At 61.2% G+C, this 22,505-nt stretch carries 13 protein-coding genes; 10 read left to right on the top strand and 3 right to left on the bottom strand.

Annotated elements, in window-relative coordinates; all coding sequences use genetic code 11:
- Positions 1-475 precede the first annotated feature (475 nt).
- From BT179_RS04790 to BT179_RS04775, 4 genes are all read left to right on the top strand, one after another.
- Positions 476-835 carry a DUF6124 family protein gene (locus BT179_RS04790; protein ID WP_072397282.1) on the top strand — a complete coding sequence of 120 codons (360 nt, stop codon included), beginning with the start codon at positions 476-478 and terminating at the stop codon, positions 833-835.
- A gap of 347 nt (positions 836-1,182) precedes the next feature.
- Positions 1,183-2,214, top strand: a complete 1,032-nt coding sequence (locus BT179_RS04785) for a histone deacetylase family protein (RefSeq protein ID WP_072431363.1) — start codon at positions 1,183-1,185, stop codon at positions 2,212-2,214.
- A gap of 11 nt (positions 2,215-2,225) precedes the next feature.
- Positions 2,226-3,326 carry a polyamine ABC transporter substrate-binding protein gene (locus BT179_RS04780; protein WP_072397285.1) on the top strand — a complete coding sequence of 367 codons (1,101 nt, stop codon included), beginning with the start codon at positions 2,226-2,228 and terminating at the stop codon, positions 3,324-3,326.
- Positions 3,327-3,449: 123 nt separating this feature from the next.
- On the top strand, positions 3,450-8,063 hold the full coding sequence (locus BT179_RS04775; RefSeq protein WP_072431362.1) for a dermonecrotic toxin domain-containing protein: 4,614 nt from the start codon (positions 3,450-3,452) through the stop codon (positions 8,061-8,063).
- A gap of 35 nt (positions 8,064-8,098) precedes the next feature.
- Here BT179_RS04775 and BT179_RS04770 read toward each other — a convergent pair whose 3' ends face one another.
- Positions 8,099-9,664, bottom strand: coding sequence for a MocR-like pyridoxine biosynthesis transcription factor PdxR (locus tag BT179_RS04770; protein ID WP_072431361.1), 1,566 nt, complete (start codon positions 9,662-9,664; stop codon positions 8,099-8,101).
- Positions 9,665-9,763: 99 nt separating this feature from the next.
- On the opposite strand from BT179_RS04770, the gene BT179_RS04765 reads away from it, so the two are divergent.
- The 3 genes from BT179_RS04765 to BT179_RS04755 are packed head-to-tail and all read left to right on the top strand — an operon-like array spanning position 9,764 to position 11,545.
- Positions 9,764-10,405 (top strand): FMN-binding negative transcriptional regulator, encoded by a 642-nt coding sequence (locus BT179_RS04765; RefSeq protein ID WP_072431360.1) that lies wholly within the window; start codon positions 9,764-9,766, stop codon positions 10,403-10,405.
- Between the two features lie 2 nt (positions 10,406-10,407).
- Positions 10,408-10,854 (top strand): GNAT family N-acetyltransferase, encoded by a 447-nt coding sequence (locus BT179_RS04760; protein ID WP_072431359.1) that lies wholly within the window; start codon positions 10,408-10,410, stop codon positions 10,852-10,854.
- Between the two features lie 10 nt (positions 10,855-10,864).
- On the top strand, positions 10,865-11,545 hold the full coding sequence (locus BT179_RS04755; RefSeq protein WP_072397292.1) for a GNAT family N-acetyltransferase: 681 nt from the start codon (positions 10,865-10,867) through the stop codon (positions 11,543-11,545).
- A 128-nt stretch (positions 11,546-11,673) separates the two neighbouring features.
- Here BT179_RS04755 and BT179_RS04750 read toward each other — a convergent pair whose 3' ends face one another.
- Together BT179_RS04750 and BT179_RS04745 are read right to left on the bottom strand one after the other, a co-directional pair.
- Positions 11,674-17,040 (bottom strand): OTU domain-containing protein, encoded by a 5,367-nt coding sequence (locus BT179_RS04750; protein ID WP_072431358.1) that lies wholly within the window; start codon positions 17,038-17,040, stop codon positions 11,674-11,676.
- Positions 17,041-17,349: 309 nt separating this feature from the next.
- Positions 17,350-18,249: a homocysteine S-methyltransferase family protein gene (locus BT179_RS04745; protein ID WP_072431357.1), complete on the bottom strand. Its 900-nt coding sequence runs from the start codon at positions 18,247-18,249 to the stop codon at positions 17,350-17,352.
- Positions 18,250-18,360: 111 nt separating this feature from the next.
- On the opposite strand from BT179_RS04745, the gene BT179_RS04740 reads away from it, so the two are divergent.
- The 3 genes from BT179_RS04740 to BT179_RS04730 all read left to right on the top strand — a co-directional run bounded on the left by BT179_RS04740 (position 18,361) and on the right by BT179_RS04730 (position 22,350).
- Entirely contained in the window at positions 18,361-19,182 is an 822-nt protein-coding gene (locus BT179_RS04740; protein WP_072431356.1) for an ABC transporter substrate-binding protein, read from the top strand.
- The gene (locus BT179_RS04735) at positions 19,179-20,015 is read left to right on the top strand and encodes an amino acid ABC transporter permease (protein ID WP_072397296.1); all 837 of its coding nucleotides are present in this window, start codon (positions 19,179-19,181) and stop codon (positions 20,013-20,015) included. Before BT179_RS04740 ends, BT179_RS04735 begins: the two co-directional genes overlap by 4 nt.
- 211 nt (positions 20,016-20,226) lie before the next feature.
- Positions 20,227-22,350 (top strand): autotransporter outer membrane beta-barrel domain-containing protein, encoded by a 2,124-nt coding sequence (locus BT179_RS04730; protein ID WP_072431355.1) that lies wholly within the window; start codon positions 20,227-20,229, stop codon positions 22,348-22,350.
- Positions 22,351-22,505: the final 155 nt, after the last annotated feature.

Here is a 22,505-nt window from a genome sequence, read left to right as displayed (position 1 = left end):
ACGCAGTCACCCCAAAACAGACTGACGCATTTGTGCGCAGATACCGCACCGGCCGATTTACGACGGCTGCGCCGCAGAGCGGGAGCAAGCTCCCTCGCCACGAATCCCGGGGCAATCCGGAGCCTTGTTTATTCGCCCTCCACCAACGCGTCCACCAAGCTACGAATCCTTGCGCCATTGCCCACAACTACGCCAGAATCCGCCCGCTTGTGCGCCTTGCCCCCGGTCTCTATCGTTTCCCTGCCACTGCCCATCAGTGGTCGGGCTTGGCGGCCCGTTAGACGAAAGGTGCAACGCCCCTCAATATGATTGCGATGCTTCTGGCATTGGCACTCCTGTGTTATGGCGGGTTGCGCAAGGATCCCTTCGGGGATGCCGGGTTCCTTTCGTTCCGGTCCGCCAACCTTGTGTAATCCGTCACCTCAATCTGCTTGGCGGCAGACGGTGATGGTTCCTCAGACGAAAGGAGCACCACATGTTCAAGGTCACCCCCAATCCTCCTGAAACAGCCCGCCCCTCGCCTTCCAGTAAACCGAAAAACAAGAAGCAGGACGAAGCCGCCAAGCGCGCCTTGGATTTCTACCTGCTGCCAAAGCCGGAGAATCGCGAGGCCAGCTCCCAGCCGGGCCAGCTCTTCACCGTCATACAGGACATCGACAGCGAATGCCTGCTTGTCAACCTCAGCGAGACCCTGGCTTCGGCTGATGCGATGATCAGCGACCTGGCTTTCGAACTGGAAGGCTCAAAACGCCACTTCGTTCTTGGTATTCAGCAATTGATCGAACTGAGTTCATTGCTGGCGAACCGAGCGCTGGATAACGTCGACCCACGCTAACCGCGACACCATCCACCTGTGGCGAGGGAGCTTGCTCCCGCTCGACGGCGCTAGCGTCTCAAACCGGTCGATGCGGCGGGGCTGAAAGCATGCGCCAGACTTTTTGAGGCGGTTTCGCTCAAGGCATTTGGAGCGTCCAACGGGAGCAAGCTCCCTCGCCACGTTGCGGACAACCATCGGAGCATCACTCATGCCCCAACCCCGCGCACAACTGCGCCATCAAGGGGCGATTTACGGTCAAACCTTTTGGCCATTTCGATCCCCTTTTGGCCTCTCCTGCCGTTCTCTGAAACGCCGCCCGCCGCAAGACTGTGGTCAACCGATCAGCCCTTTGCGGAGAACAACAAATGCTGACGATCTACTCGGATGATCACCACTTGCACCATGGCCGCTGCGAGTTGATGGACGGGCAACTGATGCCTTGCTTCGAAATGCCCTCCCGGGCCGATCATGTGCTGGAACGGGTCAAGGCCCGGGCATTGGGCCCGGTGGAGGCGCCAACGGATTTTGGCCTCGCACCGATCCAGCGCATCCACACCGCGGCCTACCTGGAGTTTTTCCGCGGGGCCTGGGATCGCTGGGTCGAGTACAACCGCGAAGGCGATTTGCTGCCCTACACCTGGCCGGCCCGGACCCTGCGCACTGTCATCCCCCGCAGCCTGCATGGCCAGCTGGGCTATTACAGCTTCGACGGCGGTGCGCCGATCACCGCCGGCACCTGGCAAGCGGCCTACAGCGCCGCCCAGGTGGCCCTCACCGCCCAGGCTGAAATCCAGCGCGGCGCCCGCAGTGCCTTTGCTCTGTGCCGCCCGCCGGGGCACCACGCCGCCAGCGATTTGATGGGCGGCTATTGCTACCTCAACAACGCCGCCATCGCCGCCCAGGCGTTCCTCGACCAAGGTCACGAGAAGGTTGCGATCCTCGATGTGGATTACCACCACGGTAATGGCACCCAGTCGATTTTCTATGAGCGCAGCGACGTGTTGTTCGCCTCGATCCACGGCCACCCGGAGGCCGAGTTTCCGTTCTTCCTGGGGTACGCGGATGAACGCGGCGAAGGCGCCGGGAAAGGTTTCAATTTCAACTACCCTCTACCAGCCGGTTCGGGCTGGGACACCTGGAGCGCGGCCCTGGAGCAGGCGTGCGACGAAACCCGGCGCTACGACGCGGATGTCATCGTCGTGTCCCTGGGCGTGGACACTTTCAAGGACGACCCGATTTCCCAGTTCAAGCTCGACAGCCCGGATTACCTGGCGATGGGCAAACGTATCGCCGCGCTCGGCAAGCCGACCCTGTTCGTGATGGAAGGCGGCTATGCGGTGGCTGAGATCGGCATCAATGCCGTGAACGTACTCGAAGGTTTCCAAAGCGCCCAATGAGGAACACAAGCATGAAAAGACTCAAGCGTCTAATGGCCCCGGCCCTGTGCGCCGCGCTGCTTTGCACAACGGCCCAGGCCGAGGAACGAACCCTGCGGGTCTATAACTGGTTCGATTACATCACGCCCAAGGCCCTGGACGACTTCAAGGCGCAGAACAGCCAGATCAAGCTGGTCTACGACATCTTCGATACCAACGAAGCCCTGGAAGCCAAGTTGCTCACCGGCAATTCCGGCTACGACGTGGTGGTGCCGTCCAATGTGTTCCTGGCCAAGCAGATCGAAGCCGGCGTCTTCCAACCCCTGGACCGCAGCAAACTGCCCAACTGGAACCACCTCGATCCCAAGCTGATGAAGTTGATCGAAGCCAACGACCCGGGCAACAAATTCGCCGTGCCCTACATGTACGGCACCATCCTGATCGGCTTCAACCCGGACAAGGTCAAGGCCGCCCTGGGCGACAATGCGCCGGTGGACAGCTGGGACCTGATCTTCAAGGAAGAGAACATCAGCAAGCTCAAGCAGTGCGGCGTGGCGCTGCTGGATTCGCCGTCGGAGATCCTGCCCCTGGCCCTTCAGCACCTGGGCCTGGACCCCAACAGCAAGAAGCCGGCGGACTATGCCAAGGCCGAAGCGCTGATGCTGAAGATCCGCCCCTACATCACCTATTTCCACTCGTCCAAGTACATGGCAGACATCGCCAACGGCGATATCTGCGTGGCGGTGGGCTATTCCGGCAGCTTCTCCCAGGCGGCCAACCGGGCCAAGGAAGCCAAGAATGGTGTGACGGTGGACATGCGCCTGCCCAAGGAAGGCGCGCCGATCTGGTTCGACATGCTCGCCATTCCCAAGGACGCCAAGAACCCGGGCGACGCCTACACCTTCATCAACTACTTGCTGCAACCCCAGGTGATCGCCCCGATCAGCGATTTCGTCGGGTATCCGAACCCGAACAAGGACGCCACGGACAAGGTCGATCCCGCGATCCGCAGCAACCCCAACCTGTACCCGACCGAGACGGCGATGGCTACGCTCTACACCCTGCAACCCTTGCCCAGGGATGCCGAGCGAGCACGGACGCGAACCTGGACACGGATCAAGTCCGGCCAATAGCCCGGCACCTTGTACCCGGCATATACATAGTTACCACCCTCCCTGTCCTGCCCGCTCCTAGCATGCAATCCCCGAAGCATCTGGCTTCGAGGATTGCATGTACCGCGAGACAGGGAGACTCAAATGGCAAGAACCTTAAGAACCACCGGGCAATCCACGCCCGAAGCCAGCCTCAGGGATGCCGTACTCAATCAATTGCTGGCCGGTCCGACCTCACCGGAAGTGGCCGCCGTACTCTTGCGCACAGCCCTCAAGCGACTCTATCCGGCGCTGGACCTCGACCCGCACAACACCGTCGTCGGGGAGCCGGACTGGGACATTGTCGATGGCGAAATCGTCGAGCGCCCCACACGCTACGAAACCTTGAGCAGCATGGTGGCCGAGCGGGTGGGCGAGAGCGATTCCACCTTGCTGGTGGACGGCCTGCACTATCTGACCCAACTGCCGCTGACCACGCCCGAGGTGCATCTTCCGGTGCGCATCGGGCAGATCGGCAACATGATCAACGAGCTGGTGCCGACCATGTTGTCCGCCAGCCAGGAGCAGCAACTGCTGTACTGGAACGCCTCCCTCGGCGCCTCCGGTCCGCGCTGGCATGAGCTGTCCCGCACGCTGCGCAAGCTCTGGGACGTCAGGCAGGTCAAGGGCTGGACCGCGACCGAATGCACCATGGCCAGGCTGCTGTACCTTTATCCCGATCTACAGGATCGCAAGGAGCATGACCGCTTCGACACCCATGCGTATCTGATCGATATCGATGAAGTCAACGGCGACAAGGTGTCCCGCGTCAACGAGAACTCGGTCGTGGTGCTGATCGGCAAAATCGACGGCCAGGAAGTCATCCTCACCTACTCGCTGCGCAACGGCTATGAGAAGTTCGACTCCCAACACGCCCTCGGCCAATCCCTGCCCACTCACCTGGGGACCGGGGTACGCAAGAAGATCCAGTGGCGGCTCTACGAACCCAGCGGCAATATCTTCGATCACAAGGCTTGCGGGTTGATTGCCATGCAAGTGGAGATCATCGGCTCCCCGGGCTTCATGCAGAGGTTCATACCCAGCGAGAACGAGCAGAACGCTTCCGATGAGCTGGACACGGATAACGACCCGACCGAAGACTGGTTCCAGAAGCAGATACCTGACTGGTTGAAGACAGCATCGGTATCGGACCAGATGCTGTTTGCCCAACACATGAAAAGCCTCTCGGCGCTGAGCAGTTCTCATGCCGGCAAGACTTACCTGGACGAGATCCCATCTATCAAGCGCTACACGTTGGCGGCCCTGAAGCAACAGATGCAATCGGAACACGCCGATGCCGAGAGCCTCGACCTGGAGAAAATCCAGGTCCAGATCCGCAGCCTGGTTGCCTGGGGTACCTTCATCGTGCCGGGGAAATTCGAAACCGCTCGGTTCAGCCTGGTTGAACTGGCCTTGCAAAACCTCATCGCGCTGCCTCCGGGGGATAGAACGGTTCGATCGATCGACGGTACCGCCCTGCCTGGCTGGATGACGATCGACTACCTGGAAAAGGTCATCGGCAAGATCGATATCGGTCGTGTCTACCCCGAATTGGTCAAGCGCAAGCTGCTGGACGACCCGCAGGAGTCAAGCCGTCGCCAGAATCTGTATACCTCCCAGCTGCGCGTCCAGCTACCCATGCTGGCGCTCGAAAGCAAGATTCGCGGAGCCTGCTACATCGATGAACGGGGCTATCGCTATGTATGCGCCCTGATGGAGCCCGAGCCGGCCGATCGCAAGATCGACGGGCAGGCCATCGTGATCCGCAAACTGGCGTTCGTGTCCGAACAGAGGCACTCGAAGGACGTCGTGACCAACATGTTCGTGATCGGCCCCCAGAACCCGGATGCCGGCCCCTGCCTGCTGTACCGGCCGCTGCTCGAACCGCAGCTGTGCCAGTATCCATCGTTCAGCAACCTGATCTATGCCATCAAGCAAACCCCTTCCTTGCGCCAGTCGGTACTGGCCTGGCTACCCGACGGCGTGCGTGAAAACTACAGCCGATACGTGTTTTCAGGCCCTCTGCCCTCCCCCTGGACCATTATCGATTTCGTGACCGATCCTTTTTCGGCCTGGGCCAACAGCGCCCCCATCAGCTTGAGTGAAGAGACGCTCGGAGCCGACTTCCTGCCGCAGTTGTTCAAGGCCAATGCCGACGCCCTGGTGGAACTGGCCGATCGCCAATCGATTTCCAACAGTGAGCATCGCTGGCAGACCTTCAAGCAGGCCGGCTGGTTGATCTTCAACCTGGCGCTGCCCTACCTGGGCTCAGCCGTAGGCACCGCGGCCTGGTTCTGGCAGATCCTGGACGACGTGGAGTCGCTGACGCAGAACGACGAAACGTTCAACAGCCAGGCCACATGGGAAGCCTTCGTCGACCTGCTGCTGAACATGGCAATGGCCATCACCGCGTTCGCCATCGCCCGCGCCAGGGAAGGCAAACGCAGCCGCCGATCGACGGCGCCGGAGGTGGTGGTCGAGCTGGAAGACCTGAAAAAAACCGAGCTGGTCATCGAAAAGCGCCCACCGCTCAAGGGTACCGAGCTGTTGCCCGAACACTACGCCGTCATTCATTCCAGCGGTGCCTTGATCAGCAAGTCGGGGCAAGGTGTGAAGCTCCTGGAAACCTTCCGTATCGACAAACCCGACAGGCTGGAGCAACCCGAAACCCAGGGCGCATTCAAAGGGCTCTACCCAAAGGGCGATGACTGGTACGCACAGGTGGCGCATACCTGGTTCAAGGTGGCGGTGGAGGGGGAACAGGCCTTCATCGTCGATGAGGCCAATCCCGCACGCATCGGTCCTGCCTTGATGGGCGACGCCCATGGAAGATGGCATGTCGATACCCGTCTGCGTTTGCGTGGCATCGGTTCGAAAGACGCCAGGCAGGCGGTCGTCGCCGAGGCAAAGCGCCTCAGCACGCAACTGCTTGCAGAGCTGAACCGGATCGAAAACAGCAAACCGCAGAACCAGAAGCTGCTGACCATGAATGCCGAAGAAATGAACAAGGCATCGGGCGCCGCCAAGGAAACCAAGCGCGACGTGTACCTCAGCACCTTGAAGACACAACGTGAGAGCTACGACGAAGCCTTGCGAATATTGACCGAATGGCCGGTGTTCCAATCAAGGCCCGACGCCCCCCAGGCCAGGCTGGGTTACCTCAATGCGCAGATCAATTTCACGTTCGAGGAGATAGACGCATTGAACGAGCGATTCACCCCGGCCCTGAGGAAGGCCATGGACATGACCACCTCCGGTGTGGAAATCCTGGAGCAGGAGCATATCGATGCCGCCGACACCATGATCAGGGTCGGCGACGACATGATCGAACGCCTGGACTACATGGAGACCCGCTTCGCCAGGCTCAAGAAGCTGGGACGCGAAGGCTTCGAATTCCTGCGCCAGCACCGTGCAAAGATGCCGGCCTACAGGAGTGACGCCATCCGGCTGATCCAGTTGGACATGTACCGGCATCTTTGCCTGTCGCTCGAAAGCGTCGGCACCATGCCCGAAGGCTGGGCGGACCTCAATCAGGTCGTGGATAACGTCACGGTCGCTTTCCAGAGCCTGCATGACGCCATCGAGGAACGCAGCGTGATTCGCCTCGACGAGCAGATCGACGCCTTCGGCAGCCTGACGGAACAGTTCTCCGCCATCGAGGAACACCTTGAATACATCGCCAGTGAATACAAGGACAGCGTTCGCCTGGTGGAGCTCAGTCGACTGGTCAAGCAGGTCGGCCTGCTCAAGAAACGAACCCTGCGTCACCTGGCCCAGGCCCTCGACGAACGCAGCAACCAACGGACCACGGGGGCCCCGTATGAGGCCCGTCCGAGGCCGAGAAAAAGATTCATCAGGGCGCGGTTCTGGGGCCTGGTCAGTGGTGAGCCGCGTTTGACGAAGCTGAAGGAGGAAACCGACTGGGTCGACGTCAAGCACCCGTTCTCGGACAAGATCATCGCCACGTTCCATCGCAAGGACAACGGCGAGTGGGTGCCCCATATCAATGCCGACTCCCCGCCGGCCGCCATGTCGTCGGTGGTTCCACCGCTCAAGACCAGCGTGACCAAGGGCAAGGCCCTGATCAATGGCTTGACGGCGTTCAAGACCGAGGTCGCGGAAAACCTCCAGGAGTCTGAGCGCTCTCCTGCAGGGCTCGGCGTGATCCTGAACGCCCATGCCAGCCGGATGGAGAAAGTCGGCGCCGCGATCACGAAAGCGCTGGACAGCACTTCGAACGAAACGGTGGATATTCCCGCAGACGAGCGACGTATTGCCGAATCCACGCGCGCGGAACTCAAGAAAGCCGCGAAGGCCCTTTACGACGATGGATTCGAAGCCGTGCTCAAGGTCATCAAGCAACGTCCGCCCACCATGAGCAGCGTCACATGGCTCAAGAGTCGGAATCAGATTTCCATCAGCAAGCAGAAAAGCCGACAACGGATCAAGGGACCGTTCTATGGCTACCTGGACCGGTATGAGATCAAGGACCTCAAGGAAAACAAAACCCTCTGGTTCGCCGATTTCCACTATTCGACCGACTGGGTACCGGCTCACGCTTTCCTGTCCGCACGCTTGAAGACACCGGAACAGGTCAACCTCGGGAAAGCCGCTGACTCGACCAACGAACTCAACCAGCGGCAACTGATCGACCATTACCGCAGCGAGATCGCCGTGGATCAAGCCATTGCGGTCTTCTTTCCGAAACGGCCCTCATAGTCCTGGCCCACCGGGCATCCGTCGATGCCCGGTGTTCAATCCCCGGCGCCCCATGCCTTTGCCAGGCTCGTCAGCGCGGCACCGATGGCCGCTGGCGGGACGGCCGCGAACCCCAGCACCAGCCCGGCGCGCACCAGGGGAGGCTGCGTGGCGGGCAGCCAATAGCTGCTCAAGCCATTGATCTCGACGCCAATCCGGGTCGCCTGGACGATCAGCTCCCGCTCACGCTCGACGCTGTCCACCGGCACCGTGACATGCAACCCCGCCACCACTGTCGGCAGCGGCCCCACGCCGGCGACAGCTTTCGGCCAACCGGCCAGCATCGCATCGCGTCGTGCCAGTGCGGCCCGGCGCATGCGCCGGATGTGCCGCTGGAAATGCCCGGCGGCCATGAACTCGGCCATCACCGCCTGGGTGCTGACTTCCGAGTGGCGCACATCCACGGCGCGACGACGGGCAAACGCATCCACCAGGCCCGGAGGCAATACCAGGTAGCCCAGGCGCAAGGCCGGGAACGCGACTTTGCCGAACGTCCCGACATAAAGCACCCGGCCCTGGCGATCCAGCGCAGCCAAGGGCGCCAGCGGCGCACCGCTGTAGCGGTATTCGCCGTCATAGTCGTCTTCGACGATCCAGCTATCGTTGCGTTCGGCCCAGGCCAGCAGTTCCAGCCGTCGAGCAAGGCTCATGACCACACCAAGCGGATACTGATGGGACGGTGTGACATAGGCCAACCGACAATGGCTCAACCCCTCGAGCGCCGCGCAATCGAGCCCGTCGTTGTCCACGGACACCCCTCGCACATCGGCGCCCGCCACGGAAAACGCATGCCCGGCGGCGCGATAGCCCGGATTTTCCACTGCCACTATGTCCCCAGGATCCACCAGCAGCTGTGCACAAAGACTGATGCCCTGCTGGGCGCCGCTGGTGATCACAATTTGCTCAGCCGTGCAGTGCAAACCACGAGAACTACGCAGGTAAGCGGCGATAAGGGCCCGCAGGCGTGCATCGCCTTGTGAGTCGCCATAACACAACTGCTGCAGATCCGGCTTGCGCCAGAAAGCCGCGTTCAGCTTGGCCCAGATGTCGAACGGGAACAGATCGAAGGCCGGTACGCCGACCCTGAACGCTCGGGGCGGACCGCTGGGAGGCGGGTTCAGGTGATGTTTTTCGACACGCGCCAAGGCGTCGCTGTGGATAACTTTGCTGGCGGGGGCCACCGGTAAATCCAACCAGTCCGGAGCGATTTTTGTGGATAAATCTGTGGGTAAGCCTGTTGATATGCCTGTGGACACTTTTGTGGATATGTTTTTGATGGGCAGCGTCGCCGATGACAGAGTCGCTACGTAAGTGCCATCACCGACCCGCCCTTCTATGAAACCCTCCGCATAGAGCTGGTCGTAGGCCCGCACCACACTGTTGCGGGAAATAGACAGTGCCGTCGCCAGGTCACGGCTGGCGGGCAGGCGGGTGCCACCGGCCAGGCGCCCGTCCAGTACTCGCGAGCGCAAGGCCTGATAGAGCTGGCGGCTGAGTCCCTGGCGGCGATCCAGCTCGATTCCAGCGGGATTGAAGGACAGCGGTGGCACAGCATTGGTCATGACAGCACCCGAAAATGGTCCTACTGAATTGGTTGAAAGTGGCTCTTACAACAGACCAATAGCCTGCCTAGGATGTGGGCATTCGCCAAGGAAAATGTCATGTACAACCCTATAGCCTTTGCCGTGCAAGACCTGCCCCAGCTCCAGCAGATGATCGACGACTGTCGCCTGGCCGTCTTGATCACCCAGGGGGAGCACGGCCTGCAGGCCAGTCACCTGCCCCTGTTGCTGGAGCCACGACAAGGCCCCCATGGCACCCTGTACGGGCACCTGGCCCGGGCCAACCCACAGTGGCGCGATCTGCAGGCCGGTGCCGAGGCGCTGGTGGTTTTCGCCGGTGGCGATGCCTACGTCAGCCCCGCTTTCTACCCCGGCAAAGCCGAGCACGGCAAAGTCGTGCCGACCTGGAACTACCTGGCCGTACATGCCTACGGGAGCGCCGAAGTCTTCACCGACGCCCATCGCCTGCGCAACCTGGTGAGCGCCCTCACCGACCGCCACGAAAGCGGTCGCGCCCAGCCATGGAAAGTCGATGACGCACCGCCTGAGTATATCGACGGCATGCTCAAGGCAATCGTCGGCTTCGCCCTGCCGATCCAGCGCCTGGAAGGTAAACGCAAGCTCAGCCAGAACCGCGGTCCCGCCGATGTCGCCGGGGTACGCAACGGGCTCGCCGCCAGCCCAGACCCCCAGGACCAGGCGCTCTCGCGCCTGATGCCTGCTCCAACAACCGAGGAGTGAACATGAGCCAAACCAGGATCCGCCTCGTCACCGCTGACGATCATGCCGCGTGGCTGCCGTTGTGGCAGGCCTACCTGCGGTTCTACGACACCGAACTGCCGGAGGCGGTAAGCGAAAGTACCTGGCAGCGGCTGCTCGACAACCGCGAGCCGACCCATGGCGCGCTCGCCTGGGACGGCGACACGGCGGTGGGCCTGGTGCACTTCATCTACCATCGTTCGAACTGGAGCATCGAAAACTCCTGCTACCTGCAAGACCTGCTCGTCACGCAGCAGCGCCGGGGCACCGGGGTCGGTCGGCAACTCATCGAGTTCGTCTACGCCACGGCGAAGGCCGACGGTTGCTGCAAGGTGCATTGGCTGACCCACGAAACCAACGCGACAGCGATCCGGCTGTATGAGCGCGTCGCCGAACGCCCAGGCTTCATCCAATTTCGCAAAGCCCTTTGAGGAGCACCGCATGCCGATTTCACTCGCCGACTGGAAAGGTGTCCCGGCACCGTTCACCCAGTTGATCGAAGGACGTTTCATCCGCCTGGAAAAACTTGACCCGGCGCGTCATGCCGATGGCCTGTGGCAAGCCCTGGAAGGCCCCGGTGCCGACCCGAAACTCTGGGACTACCTGCCTTACGGCCCTTTCACGGAGCGCAAGGCTTTCGATGCCTGGCTAGAGAATCACGCCAGCAACATCGATCCGTACTTCTTCACCGTGATCGACCGGGCCAGTGGCGACGTGCAAGGCATTCTCAGCCTGATGTCCATCGTTCCGGCCCAGGGCCGCATCGAGATCGGCCACGTAACCTTCGGCGCGTCGATGCAACGCTCGCCGAAGAGTACCGAGGCGGTCTACCTGCTGGCGAAGGAGGCATTTGCCCTGGGTTATCGTCGGCTGGAATGGAAATGCAACAACGCCAACGCCCGCTCCAGGTACGCCGCCGAACGGCTGGGCTTCACCTTCGAAGGGGTGTTCCGCCAGCACATGGTGGTCAAGGGACAGAACCGCGATACGGCCTGGTACTCGATGCTCGACTCGGAATGGCCCGCCATTGGCGCGGGGTTCGAGCGTTGGTTGAGCGAGGAGAATCTGCACGAGGGTGGGCAGGTGCGCAGCTTGGCGCAGTGCCGGGCGCAGCATTTGTGAACGCCAAGGACCCAACGTGGGAGCGGGCTTGCCCGCGAAGCCGTCGACCCATTCAGCACCAATGCAGGCTGATCCGACGCTTTCGCGGGCAAGCCCGCTCCCACAGGGATTGGCGGTGAATACATGATTCACTCAGGCTTGGGCTTCACCTCGCCGATCTGCTTGAGCGAATCGGCGGTAACCCCGCGTCTTGCGTACTGCCAGGCCCAGTCCGGGATGGTCAGGTGGCTTTCCACATACACGGCAAAATCCAGGCGACTATGGCCCAGGCGATCGGTCGGGAAATCAAAGTTGTAGAGGTACTGCTGGGCCCGACGCTGGCCGATGGACAGCAGCCGCTGGATAATCTGATTCGCGCGGAATTCGTCCGGGGCAAGGCTGCTTCTCAAGGCAAGGGCAAGATGCAGCTCGGAATTCAGTGCCCGGGGTTCGGCCAGTGTCTTTCGGATGGTGGCGTCGCTGAAGTGCGGCCCGATCAGGTCGGCCCAGATCTGGCTGGCGTAATCCTTTCGGAGTTTCTGCAGAGAGCTCCACAGATTCGGGGTCTCGAACAACAGGGCAACCCTGGCGTTGGACGGCGGCTGCCCCGCAAAGCTGAACAGTTTTGCGACCGCAGGAATGTCGTTGTCCATGATGTTGCCCCACGCGCCCCCCAGGAACACCAGGAAATCCGCCAGCTCTTCTTGATGCACGACGATATTCTCCAGGTTCCGGTCGTCAAACAACTGCATCCAGTCGACATCAATGCTTTCGGTGCGCTGCAATTCGCTGTAGCGGGTGCTCGCATACTCCGCAAGAAGCTGGAAACGCCTATCGGACAAGGCCGGGTTACGTAGCCACCGGGCCACTTCGCCGACCCGCAACAAACCGCCCAGGTTATGCGCGATGATCGGCGACCTGAACAGAAAATTCGCCCGCCTCAGCAAGACGGGAAAACGCCCGAGAGCGGTCTTGAACAAGTTGACAGTCCTATCGGCCCTGTCCGTGTAAATGAAATGATCGAACAGCTCCGAAGTATCACTGATGTACTTGCCAGAATCGGCATTCAACAGACTCTTGGCATCATCCAGATCATCGCTATTGACCAAGTAGGCCCCATCGAGCAGAGCTTCAAGCTGGTCTTCGTCCAGATGCCCGTGCAGCGCTTCGTCATACAGGACATAAGCCGAACTGTTATTGGGATGGTAATTGACCAGTTGCCTTGCGGTCACGCCGTACTCCAGCAGGATATGGGCCACGTCAGGGGTCATCAGCAGGTACTTGTCATCAAGCAGCTTCTGGATCAGTGCAGGCTCAACGGGCCCCACCAAGAGGTCCTCGAACAGTTGCTGCATGGTTTGTCGCTCTTCCCCGGAATATGGCGCATAAACGCTGGCTGCCAATTTCGCCGGCGGCCGCTGCGACAATAGGCGTCCGACTTGTTGGAGGATTTCGGTTGGCAATCTGGAGGCTGGATTGGCCGTGAGTGCCATACCCACCGCACTGTTCGCATGCAACTCCAGGTAGCGCAAGGTGGGTTGGAACAGGCGATGCGGGTTGGGCGCGCCATAGACGATCCGGGTGAGATCGAGCACCGCCGCCGAACCCAACAGGTTGTCCAGCGAAGACGCATTCTCGAAGAGCGCCTCTTGTGTCCCAGTGGGCGGCGGTGCCACGTATTGTTCGATCTGTGGATGCTGATCGATATAGTCGGCCACTTCATTTCGCAAGCCTTGCATGGAGAACGTTTCCTGGGCCTGTCCTTCATTCAGCCCACGGGTGACGGCATTGAAGAAACAATCGCCGTCGGCAGGGATCTCCACGACCTCCTCCCCCAACACCAGGCTGTAATGGGTCTGGGTCGGTCGGCTCAGGACCACATCGGTGTCGGTCCTGTCCGGATGGTTGCTTGCCGGATAGATGGTTTCGTCTTGGCCGGGGGTAAAGCGCACCGACCAGACATGCTCAGGTGTCTGTTCGTTGAGAATCAGCAAGCTGCGGTTTTGTGGCCAACTTCGCAGACGCGTCATGATTGACGGAACCAGGTCCATGAGCTGGTTGTTCCAACGGCCTGGCGTGCGCACCAACGAGGAAAGCGCGGTAGACGAGATGGCCGCCTTCTTGGGTTTCGAAGGGCCTGGCTGGGGGTTCAAATCCCCCGGCCGTTTTCCACCGCCCCGGCCAAATCCTACGGCACGCCATTCGCCATCGGACGTCCGCGCCACGGTACTTCTCATCACCCCACTGGAGCGCAGGCTCAATCCCGTTATCGGGTCGACCAGAATGGCATCGGTCGCGTTCAGTTTCGTCGCGTCGTGCACGCGGAACACCGTGCCATCGGGTTGGCGTACGTACACGGGGCGGGCTATCACGCGACCTGTCGCCACGTCGCTGACCGTCCCACGATAGAAGCCCCGGGTGTCGGCTGCCAGGCCCCGTATAACCGAGGTATCCGCCACGGCGTAACGGCCGTAGATCGCGCTGTCCAACCGCAGTCCGGTCTGCGCCTCCTCCGGACTCTGGCGCGCCGTCACCGCGCGGAAAAACGACTGGCTTCGCGTGGGCACCGCCACGCCTGCGGACAAGCGCCATCCACCGTGGTTCGCTACGGCGTGCACCAGCGCCAAGGTCTTGAGGTTCAGAGGAATGGCCCCGGTTCTGAATATCAGCAAACCGGTCTTGATGGCGCTCTTGAGCATCTGGATACCGGGCGCCAGGAACAGGCCGGCCAGTTCCAGGACAATCTCGATCACCATCTGCCCGAACCGGCCATAGGTTTGATGGCGAACATCCCGGTTGCTGTTGGAACGGTGATCGGCATGGGCGCTGTGAAAGTGCACGTGCGCCCGATGCAGCGCCTCAAACAGGTCGCCGGTGATCAACGCGCCGCGAATCAACGGACGACCACCCTGCTGCCCCAATGTCCGCTTGATCTCAACCGGGTTGCTGGTGGAAATGCGCGCCCGGAAATATTCTTGCCAATCCTCACGGGGCAACAGCTGCGCAATGCCATCGCTGAGATCGGCAAACTCATGAAAGTCCTCCCCCTTGGGCGCATCCGGGAAATAAACGCCGACGGTGCCCTTGATATCCGGCCCCGCCTGATCGGAAAAGATCAGCGCGCCATCGATGCTGGTCGCATTGCTCTGCCTGGCCTGCTGCCCGCCCGCCGCCATGCTGCCACCCAGCAAAAGACCGTAGACGTGAACCGTGCGCCCCATGACCGGTGCGCGACGTTCGGCTGATGGCGAGCGCAGGACGGCGTCGAGCCATAGGGCGAGCTTCTTTGCCAATTTTGGAGGATTGAAAGCCTTATCGATCAGGACGGCCTTGAATACGTCGTCGCCCTTGAGCGAGGCCTCGAAGGCTTTGAATTTCAGATTGGCGAGGTACGCGCTTTGCCAGGCCTTTTTGTATTCCGGTTTGTGCATCGCCTCCTTGAGCATGGCTTGATAGCTGCCACCGGCATCGATGCTCGTCACCATCCGCGCCAGTTCGCGCCCCGTCAACGTGACGAAATAACCGTTGGCCGGATTCCGGATGCGTTGGCCGTCCTCATCGACCAGGTAAGCGCTCAACACTTCGCGCATGCCGTTCGGGTATTGAGCCGGGCGCAGGTTGTCGAGCAACAGTTGGGTCAGACTGGCGCTGCGCGACTGCCTTGGGTTGGCGCGTTTGCCATAGAAGAACGTGACCAGGCTCTGGTCCGGATCGGCATCGATGCCGGGGTGCACGGTTTTTTGCAGGTACTCTTTGACCTTCTGGCGGGTGAACTGCAACAAGGTCTGGATATCGCTACGGCCTAATTGATAGGCCGCCTCCAAGACCTGCGTTTCCAGGCTGCGATAGGTCGACTTCTCCAAACGCGTGGCGGTTTTATAGAAATCACCGCGACTGTTTTCAACCAGGATTTCCTGACGGACCGCCAGCGGCCCGGCCAGCGACAACATGGGCAAGTCCAGCGCATCTTCAGCGCTCAGGGCAAACGCCGTCAAAGCGACCGTCTCGTTTTGCGCAGTCTTCAAATACCTTTCCAGGGCAGCGCTTTGAACCTGCAGCAAGTCGTCTGCCGCCACTTCAAACACAGGCCCGGACAATTCGGAGGAGATATCCCGGATCGCACGCTTCTGCCCTTCGTAGATCGGACTCACTTTATTGATCAGGTCTTGGACAGAACCGAATCGCTGTATTCCGCCTTCCAGGGAGTAAAGGAACAGATAGGGTTTATCGGTCCGTTTGATCACCATCGCCGCCGACCATTTCCGGGGCGCGGCGCTGCCCATATCGAGCATGACGGCGTAGACATGGGGAATGGGGGCCCGCAGCAAGCGGTTTCTATCGGCCATGGAAGGGTGGGTGGTGATGAGATCCAACAGGCGATCTTCCTCAGCCTGCCGGGTTCGGGCGTCCGGGCTTGATTGGGTGCCTGGATCGCGATCGATCCTGTACAGGTCGAACAAGTGCAAAAAACGTCGGGACAGCAGATGAGCAAGTGCCGCGTGCGTGGTGGACGCCGGGGTTGGCGTATCGAGAACGTCTGCGCCGCTGCTGTTACGAAAGCGGATGAGATCGTCGCGCCACTGCTGTTTCAATTCTTCATTCCCGGTGGGCTGGGCGATATAGAACACGGCCTCCAGGGTCGCTGCCGTTTTCGCATCCAGCGGGCCGGCAAAAATGCTGTCGACCTCCTCCACCGAGTCTGGGCGACTGAAAAACCCCACGCTACCGACCGAGTAAGTGGGCGGTGTATCCGTCATCAGGCAGTCCAACATCACGTCGGAAAAACGCTGCGACGAGGTCAATGAACGGCCGCCCGCCGCGTCCACGGTAAAGTGATTCACATACCAGTGATCCGGATCGATGTCTTGAAGCAGCGATCCACGGAATTTTTTCTCCGGGATCTTCGCCTTGATCCGGCTGGCCAGCAGATTCTTGAGCACCGAGTCGAACGTTGGAAGAGCGGCAAACAAGCGCGCCAGTTTCACCTGATTGGTGTCCAGCAACGCCAATTGCCTGACCTGTTCTTTTTCACGGGCACCGAGCACATTGCCCTGGGCATCCACCTCAGTAATGACGGGCTGACCGATGCCCTGATAGCCGGGCGCAATGCCGGCGCGCAATTGTTGCAAAACATCTGGCGCAAGGGTCTTGCCGTTGACCCGCAGTGCCGAGAAGTCCAGGGACATGTGACTGATGTGGGGGTAAATCCAACCTTCACGCGGCGAATGGCCAGAGGAAGATCCGCGGCTTTGATGGGCGATCAGAAAGCCTTGGGTCACGGCGTCACGCAAAGGCACCGAGGTGCTCTGGGTGGCGGCGGCCGAGTCGATGGTCTCGACTTCTTGATACGTGACGTTGACCTGCGCATCGCCGGTGAGGCCCCATTGACCTAGCCATTGATCGGCGAATACATGCGGTTGAAAGCGAGCGCCGTTGGCTAGCAGGCTGATGGGCTTCAGGCGCGCGGCAGGAAGAGACGCCGACGCGCCAGGTTCATGTTCAGAAAAGACAGACATTGAGGTGTCCCGGTTGTGATGAGGGCTGGGACCCTATCGCGCCGTTCGACCGGAAATGACATACATATGTATAGGGATGGCTGGCGGGCTCGGAGAAAAGCGTAAGCCGGGATGTCCTCCGAACTGTGGCGCGGGAGCAAGGGCTCATGGAACAAAGTCGTGGACCGGCTAGCGCGGATTGATCGTTCCCACGCTCCCGCGTGGGAATGGCGCTAGGGACGCTCCGCGTTCCGCTTCTGGAAGGTGACGCAGAGCGTCATGGGATGCATTCCCACGCAGAGCGTGGGAACGATAAAACCGTCATGCGTTTTAACCTAGCTGTTGCGCCAACACCGCAATATGCTCCGGCCCGATCCCGCAGCAGCCGCCCAAATGGCTGGCCCCGCGCTTCTGCCAGTCAGCCGCCCACTGCAGGTACCCCGGTGGATCGAGGTCTTCACGCAGCGGATCCAGCCCGTCGTTGGCCGTCGCTTCCTTCGGTTGCGGCGGGAAGGCGTTGGCGTAGGCACCGATGTGGATCTTCACCCCCAGACGCTCGAAGGTGTCTCGCGCCGCATCAATGGCCGCGCCGATCACTTCCGGCTGGCTGCAGTTGAACAGCAGTGTCTCGACGCCCAGCTCGGCCGCGACCGCCGCCGCGTCCGCCACTGGTTCGCCGGAGCGCAGGCGCGGCACTTCGTCGGTGTCCTCATCCTTCAAGGTAAACGACAGCCAGAACGGCTTGCCGTCCCGGGGCAGGCCGGCATGGATCGCCTTGGCTTCGACCGTCGAGCTCTGGGTTTCAGCCAGCCATAGATCGACATGCGGGGCCAGGCCGGCCACCAGAGGCGCGAGCAGTTCAGTGGCGCGCGAGGCGTCGAACAGGTCGGGGCGGTAGGAACCGAACAGCGGCGGCAATGAACCGGCCACCCGTACCGCTTTGCCGGAAGCCTGCACCGCCCGCCGCGCCAGTTCCCCGGCCAGCGCCGCCAGTGCCTGGCCCTCGGCGGCGAAACGCGCCTCGCCAATATGAAACGGCACCACCGCGTAGCTGTTGCTGGTGATGACGTCCGCGCCGCTGGCGATATAGGCCGCGTGCACCGCTTCCACCGCCTCGGGCGCTTCGCTCAGGGCCAGCGCCGACCATTCGGGCTGCCGGAACGGTGCACCACGACGTTGCAATTCGCGGCCCATGCCGCCGTCGAGAATGACTGTGGTTGCTGCGCCCATATTCGATTCACTCATAAGCTTATGAAAATAACTCACTACCGGAGTCGTTCTTATAACTATTTAATACGCACTCTTTGATTTGTCACAACTTTTTTCTACCAGGGACTCCACATGAAACGACAACCATTGCTGGCCCTGGGCCTTATTCTGCTGGCCGCTTCGTCGCAAGCGCTCGCCGGAGCCACGCTCGATCGCATCGAACAGAAGAAAGAACTGGTCGGCGTCCTGATGGAAAGCTACCCGCCCTTCTCGTTTCTGAACGACCAGAACCAGCTCGACGGCTTCGACGTGGACGTGGCCAAGGCCGTGGCGCAGAAACTGGGCGTGAAGCTGCGCCTGGAAACGCCTTCCTGGGACGTGATCGCCGCCGGTCACTGGAGCGGACGCTACGACATCTGCATCTGCTCCATGACCCCGAGCAAGGCCCGCGCCGAGGTGTTCGATTTCCCGGTGCAGTATTACGCCTCGCCCGCGGTTATCGTGGTCAATGCCAAGGACGACAGCATCCAGGGCGCCAAGGACCTGAGCGGCAAGAAAGTCGGTCTGACCAGCGCCTCCAGCTATGAAAGTTACCTGAACAAGAACCTGGTGATCGAAGGCGCCGAAGACACCCAATTGAGCTATCCCTTCGAGGACGTGCAGATCGCCCCGTACGACACCGACAACGTGGCGTTCCAAGACCTGGGCCTGGGCGCCGGGGTACGGCTGGATGCCGTGCTGACCAACCTGGTGACCGCCCAGCCGCGCCTGACCGAAGACAAACGTTTCAAGCTGGCGGGCGCACCGCTGTATTCCGAGCCGAATTCGGTGGCCATCGAAAAGGGCGATGCCCAGTGGAACAGCAAGGTGCGTGAGGTTTTCGCGCAGTTGAAACAGGACGGCACCTTGAGCAGACTCTCGCAGAAATGGATTGGCGCCGACATCACCCAATGACCTCTTTCCCGCCCTCTTCTCAGCCACCGCAACCGGTGGCTGAGTCGCGCCTGAAGAAAATCTTCGGTTTCCGCACACGGCTGTACCTGACCTGGGCAGCCATGCTGGTGCTGTTCGCGAGCTTTTTCCTGACCTTCGACCTGAAGTTCTCCATCATCCTGGACAAGCTGCCGAACCTGATCGGCCTGCATCTGGCGCCCAACGGCTTCCTGCAAGGCGCGGCGCTGACCCTGTTCCTGTGCCTGTGTTCGATCGTCGCTTCGTCCTTGCTGGGCTTCGCCGCGGCCCTGGCAAGGTTGTCCAGCAGCGCCGTGGCGTTCGGCATCGCCAGCTTCTACGCATCGTTCTTCCGCGGCACCCCCCTGCTGATCCAGATCCTGTTGATCTACCTCGGCCTGCCCCAATTGGGCGTGGTGCCGGGTGCCATCGCCGCCGGGGTGATCGCCCTGTCGCTGAACTACGGCGCCTACCTGAGCGAAATCTTCCGCGCCGGCATCCTCGGCGTTCCTCATGGTCAGCGCGAAGCCTCGCTGGCCTTGGGCATGGGCGAAACCGTGATCTTCTGGCGGGTCACCCTGCCCCAGGCCATGCGCACTATCATCCCGCCCACCACTAACCAGTTCATCTCCATGCTCAAGGATTCATCCCTGATCTCGGTGATGGGGGTCTGGGAAGTCATGTTCCTGGCACAGTCCTACGGACGTTCCAGCTACCGCTACATCGAGATGCTCACCACGGCGGCGATCATCTACTGGCTGATGTCCATCGCGCTGGAGCTGATCCAGGCGCGGATGGAACGGCATTACGGGAAGGCTTATCTCAAACGCAGCTAAAGGCTCTTGGACGGTCTAACGCACAGGTCCGAGGAAACTGTAGGGCAACGCCACAAGCCGTGGAAGGCAACGCGGCGGATAACCTGAGCACGACCCGACCAGCCTACATGTTCGATCTGCTCTCTCCCGCCAATGTCGGGGAATCCGCCCGGCATCGCGGCCAGGTTGGAATTTTTAAAGTGCGGCCTCCACCCTTGAGAGGCCGTACTCGATGCCTATCCAACACTCATATCTTCCCCGACGCCTGGCCCTGGCAATTGCCCTGGCCCTGGGTTGCGCCAATGTTTCGATGGCTCAGCAACCGGCTCATATCCCCACGACCGCCGAGCAACAGCAACGCCTGGAGGCCTTCGCCGAAGCGGCCGACACCAGGAAACAAAACGCCAACGTCCCCCGCAAAGGCAACGCGAAATGGACAGGCAAGAACGACCTGGTGATTGTCAGCGCAAACGCGAAGTTCCCCGGTTCCATGGATGGCGGCGGCGGAACCAACATGCTGCGACTGGACCTGGCCAAGCATCCCGTCCTGGGGGAGACCCGTAATTTCGAGGCCTTGCAGGTCTCCCAGGGCGAATGGGAACACACCGCTCGTTTCGCCGGCTGGGGTGTGGTGGAGCCTCAAGCCACGCTGGTCAATACCGGACATATCGACGGACGGATCGGGGTGCTCGGTGCATTCGATAACAAGGGCGCCGTGGCCAATGGCGTGATGGTCGAGCCAGGGGGGCGCATGACCCATTCAGGCACCGCGCATGGCGGAATACATGTACATGAAGCGGCCAGTTTCAGCGGCAACGGAACCGTGGATTTCCTGACAATGGCGGGACGGTGGGAGGTAGGCCCGGATGTCGGCGCCCCCTCGATTACGGGCAATCTCGAACTGTCGAGAAGCGCCGAGCTGGTCTATGGCATCGACGCCAATGGAGGCAGTGCCTCGATCCAGGTCGAAGGCACCGCGACGCTGAATGATTCGACCCTGACAATCGTCGCCGTACCGGCCGACAGCCTTTCCTCCAGTGAACATACCGTCATTCGTGCGGGCAACGTCGTGGGTGAGTTTGGTACGGTCATCGACAACCTCCCATTCATGACGGCCACTGCGCATTACACCGACACTCAGGTTGGCCTGACCTACGTCCGCAACGACACCCCCCTCGAGACCGCCGCAACTTCCGACAACGGGAAGCAATTGGCGGCCAGCATCGAAGAACCACAACCGGTCGAGCCACCAGAGCCCAAGCCCGTGGAGACACCCGCCCTCGCCAAAGCGGTTGCCACCAAGCCGAATGCGCCCACCATGCCTTCCAAACCCGCCGCTGCGCTACGAGTCACCCCACCGGCCAGAACACCCAACGCCGCGGTCAACGCGCTGCTGGGAAGCAACAGAATCGTGGCGGCCGATGCCATCGAGCAACTGGCCGGCCAGACTACCGCTAACCTGGCCAATGCCACGTTGAACAGCATCGCGCCAATCAGCGCCGGGATGCTGTCCGCCATGGGCCAGCGGCCTGTCGACGGTCAGGTCTGGATCCAGGCCATCGGCCATGGCGGCACGGTCGGCAGGCAATTGGGGAGCGATGCGCTGAAGCATTCCACAAAGGGCCTGATGCTGGGGACCGATTGGGCGATCAGCCCTGAATGGCGCCTGGGCATGATGGGCAGCAAGACCCGGACACAGCTGGACGGTCACCGACTCGACGCAGGCCTCGACAGTTGGTACCTGGGCGCTTACGCCTGGCGCCAGGACGGACCGATGGCACTGCGCCTGGGCGCCGTTCATGGCGATCATGACGGCAGCACCAAGCGCCATGTGGTGTTCAATGGTTTCAACGATCATCTCAAGGGCCGCTACGATGCCAGCACGCAACAGGTCTTCGGGCAACTCGGCTATCGCTTCGACCTCGGCCGTTACGATCTTGAACCCTATGCCCAGCTGGATTATCAGCGCTATCAACGCGACCGCTACACGGAAAAGGGCGGCGACTCGGCGCTGAGGGTCGATCGCCAGACCGAGGACCATTACGGCAGTACCCTGGGCCTGCGCCTCGCCACGGCCTTGGCTTTTGACCAGGGCACGCAATTGACCCCTCGCTTGAATGTCGGCTGGAGACACCTCTACGGCGATGTCAGAGGCAGCGCCCGCCAGAGCCTGGTGAAGGGAGGCAGAACCTATACGGTGCAAGGATCCGACCTGGACCGGGACAGCCTGTTGGTGGAAGCCGGGCTGGACCTGGCTGTTTCGCCACGCCACACGTTGGGATTGGGTTACAGCGGTGAAACGGGCAACGACAACCGCAGTCACGCCTTGATGGGGCAGTGGCGAATGATGTTCTGATCGCCTCGGTGCCTTCCTGTGAGAAAGGCCTGCTCGCAACAGCGGTGGAGCCGCCTGCACGCATGTCGGTCGCACCATCGCCTTGGCGAATTGGCTTCACCCTCCCGGTGACCTGGCTTTCGAAAAAAAAAAGGGGAGCACATGCCCCCCCGAGG

Origin of the sequence: Pseudomonas sp. NFACC43 (genome assembly GCF_900119645.1) — a bacterium.
In the GTDB taxonomy this organism is placed as follows: Bacteria; Pseudomonadota; Gammaproteobacteria; order Pseudomonadales; family Pseudomonadaceae; genus Aquipseudomonas.
This window is presented reverse-complemented; position numbering and strand designations above follow the sequence as displayed.

What these genes read in the sequence shown, in the direction of transcription:
- BT179_RS04790 (WP_072397282.1), top strand. Translation starts at nt 476, where the DNA reads ATGTTCAAGGTCACCCCCAATCCTCCTGAAACAGCCCGCCCCTCGCCT.
- BT179_RS04785 (WP_072431363.1), top strand. Translation starts at nt 1,183, where the DNA reads ATGCTGACGATCTACTCGGATGATCACCACTTGCACCATGGCCGCTGC.
- BT179_RS04780 (WP_072397285.1), top strand. Translation starts at nt 2,226, where the DNA reads ATGAAAAGACTCAAGCGTCTAATGGCCCCGGCCCTGTGCGCCGCGCTG.
- BT179_RS04775 (WP_072431362.1), top strand. Translation starts at nt 3,450, where the DNA reads ATGGCAAGAACCTTAAGAACCACCGGGCAATCCACGCCCGAAGCCAGC.
- BT179_RS04770 (WP_072431361.1), bottom strand. Translation starts at nt 9,664, where the DNA reads ATGACCAATGCTGTGCCACCGCTGTCCTTCAATCCCGCTGGAATCGAG.
- BT179_RS04765 (WP_072431360.1), top strand. Translation starts at nt 9,764, where the DNA reads ATGTACAACCCTATAGCCTTTGCCGTGCAAGACCTGCCCCAGCTCCAG.
- BT179_RS04760 (WP_072431359.1), top strand. Translation starts at nt 10,408, where the DNA reads ATGAGCCAAACCAGGATCCGCCTCGTCACCGCTGACGATCATGCCGCG.
- BT179_RS04755 (WP_072397292.1), top strand. Translation starts at nt 10,865, where the DNA reads ATGCCGATTTCACTCGCCGACTGGAAAGGTGTCCCGGCACCGTTCACC.
- BT179_RS04750 (WP_072431358.1), bottom strand. Translation starts at nt 17,040, where the DNA reads ATGTCTGTCTTTTCTGAACATGAACCTGGCGCGTCGGCGTCTCTTCCT.
- BT179_RS04745 (WP_072431357.1), bottom strand. Translation starts at nt 18,249, where the DNA reads ATGGGCGCAGCAACCACAGTCATTCTCGACGGCGGCATGGGCCGCGAA.
- BT179_RS04740 (WP_072431356.1), top strand. Translation starts at nt 18,361, where the DNA reads ATGAAACGACAACCATTGCTGGCCCTGGGCCTTATTCTGCTGGCCGCT.
- BT179_RS04735 (WP_072397296.1), top strand. Translation starts at nt 19,179, where the DNA reads ATGACCTCTTTCCCGCCCTCTTCTCAGCCACCGCAACCGGTGGCTGAG.
- BT179_RS04730 (WP_072431355.1), top strand. Translation starts at nt 20,227, where the DNA reads ATGCCTATCCAACACTCATATCTTCCCCGACGCCTGGCCCTGGCAATT.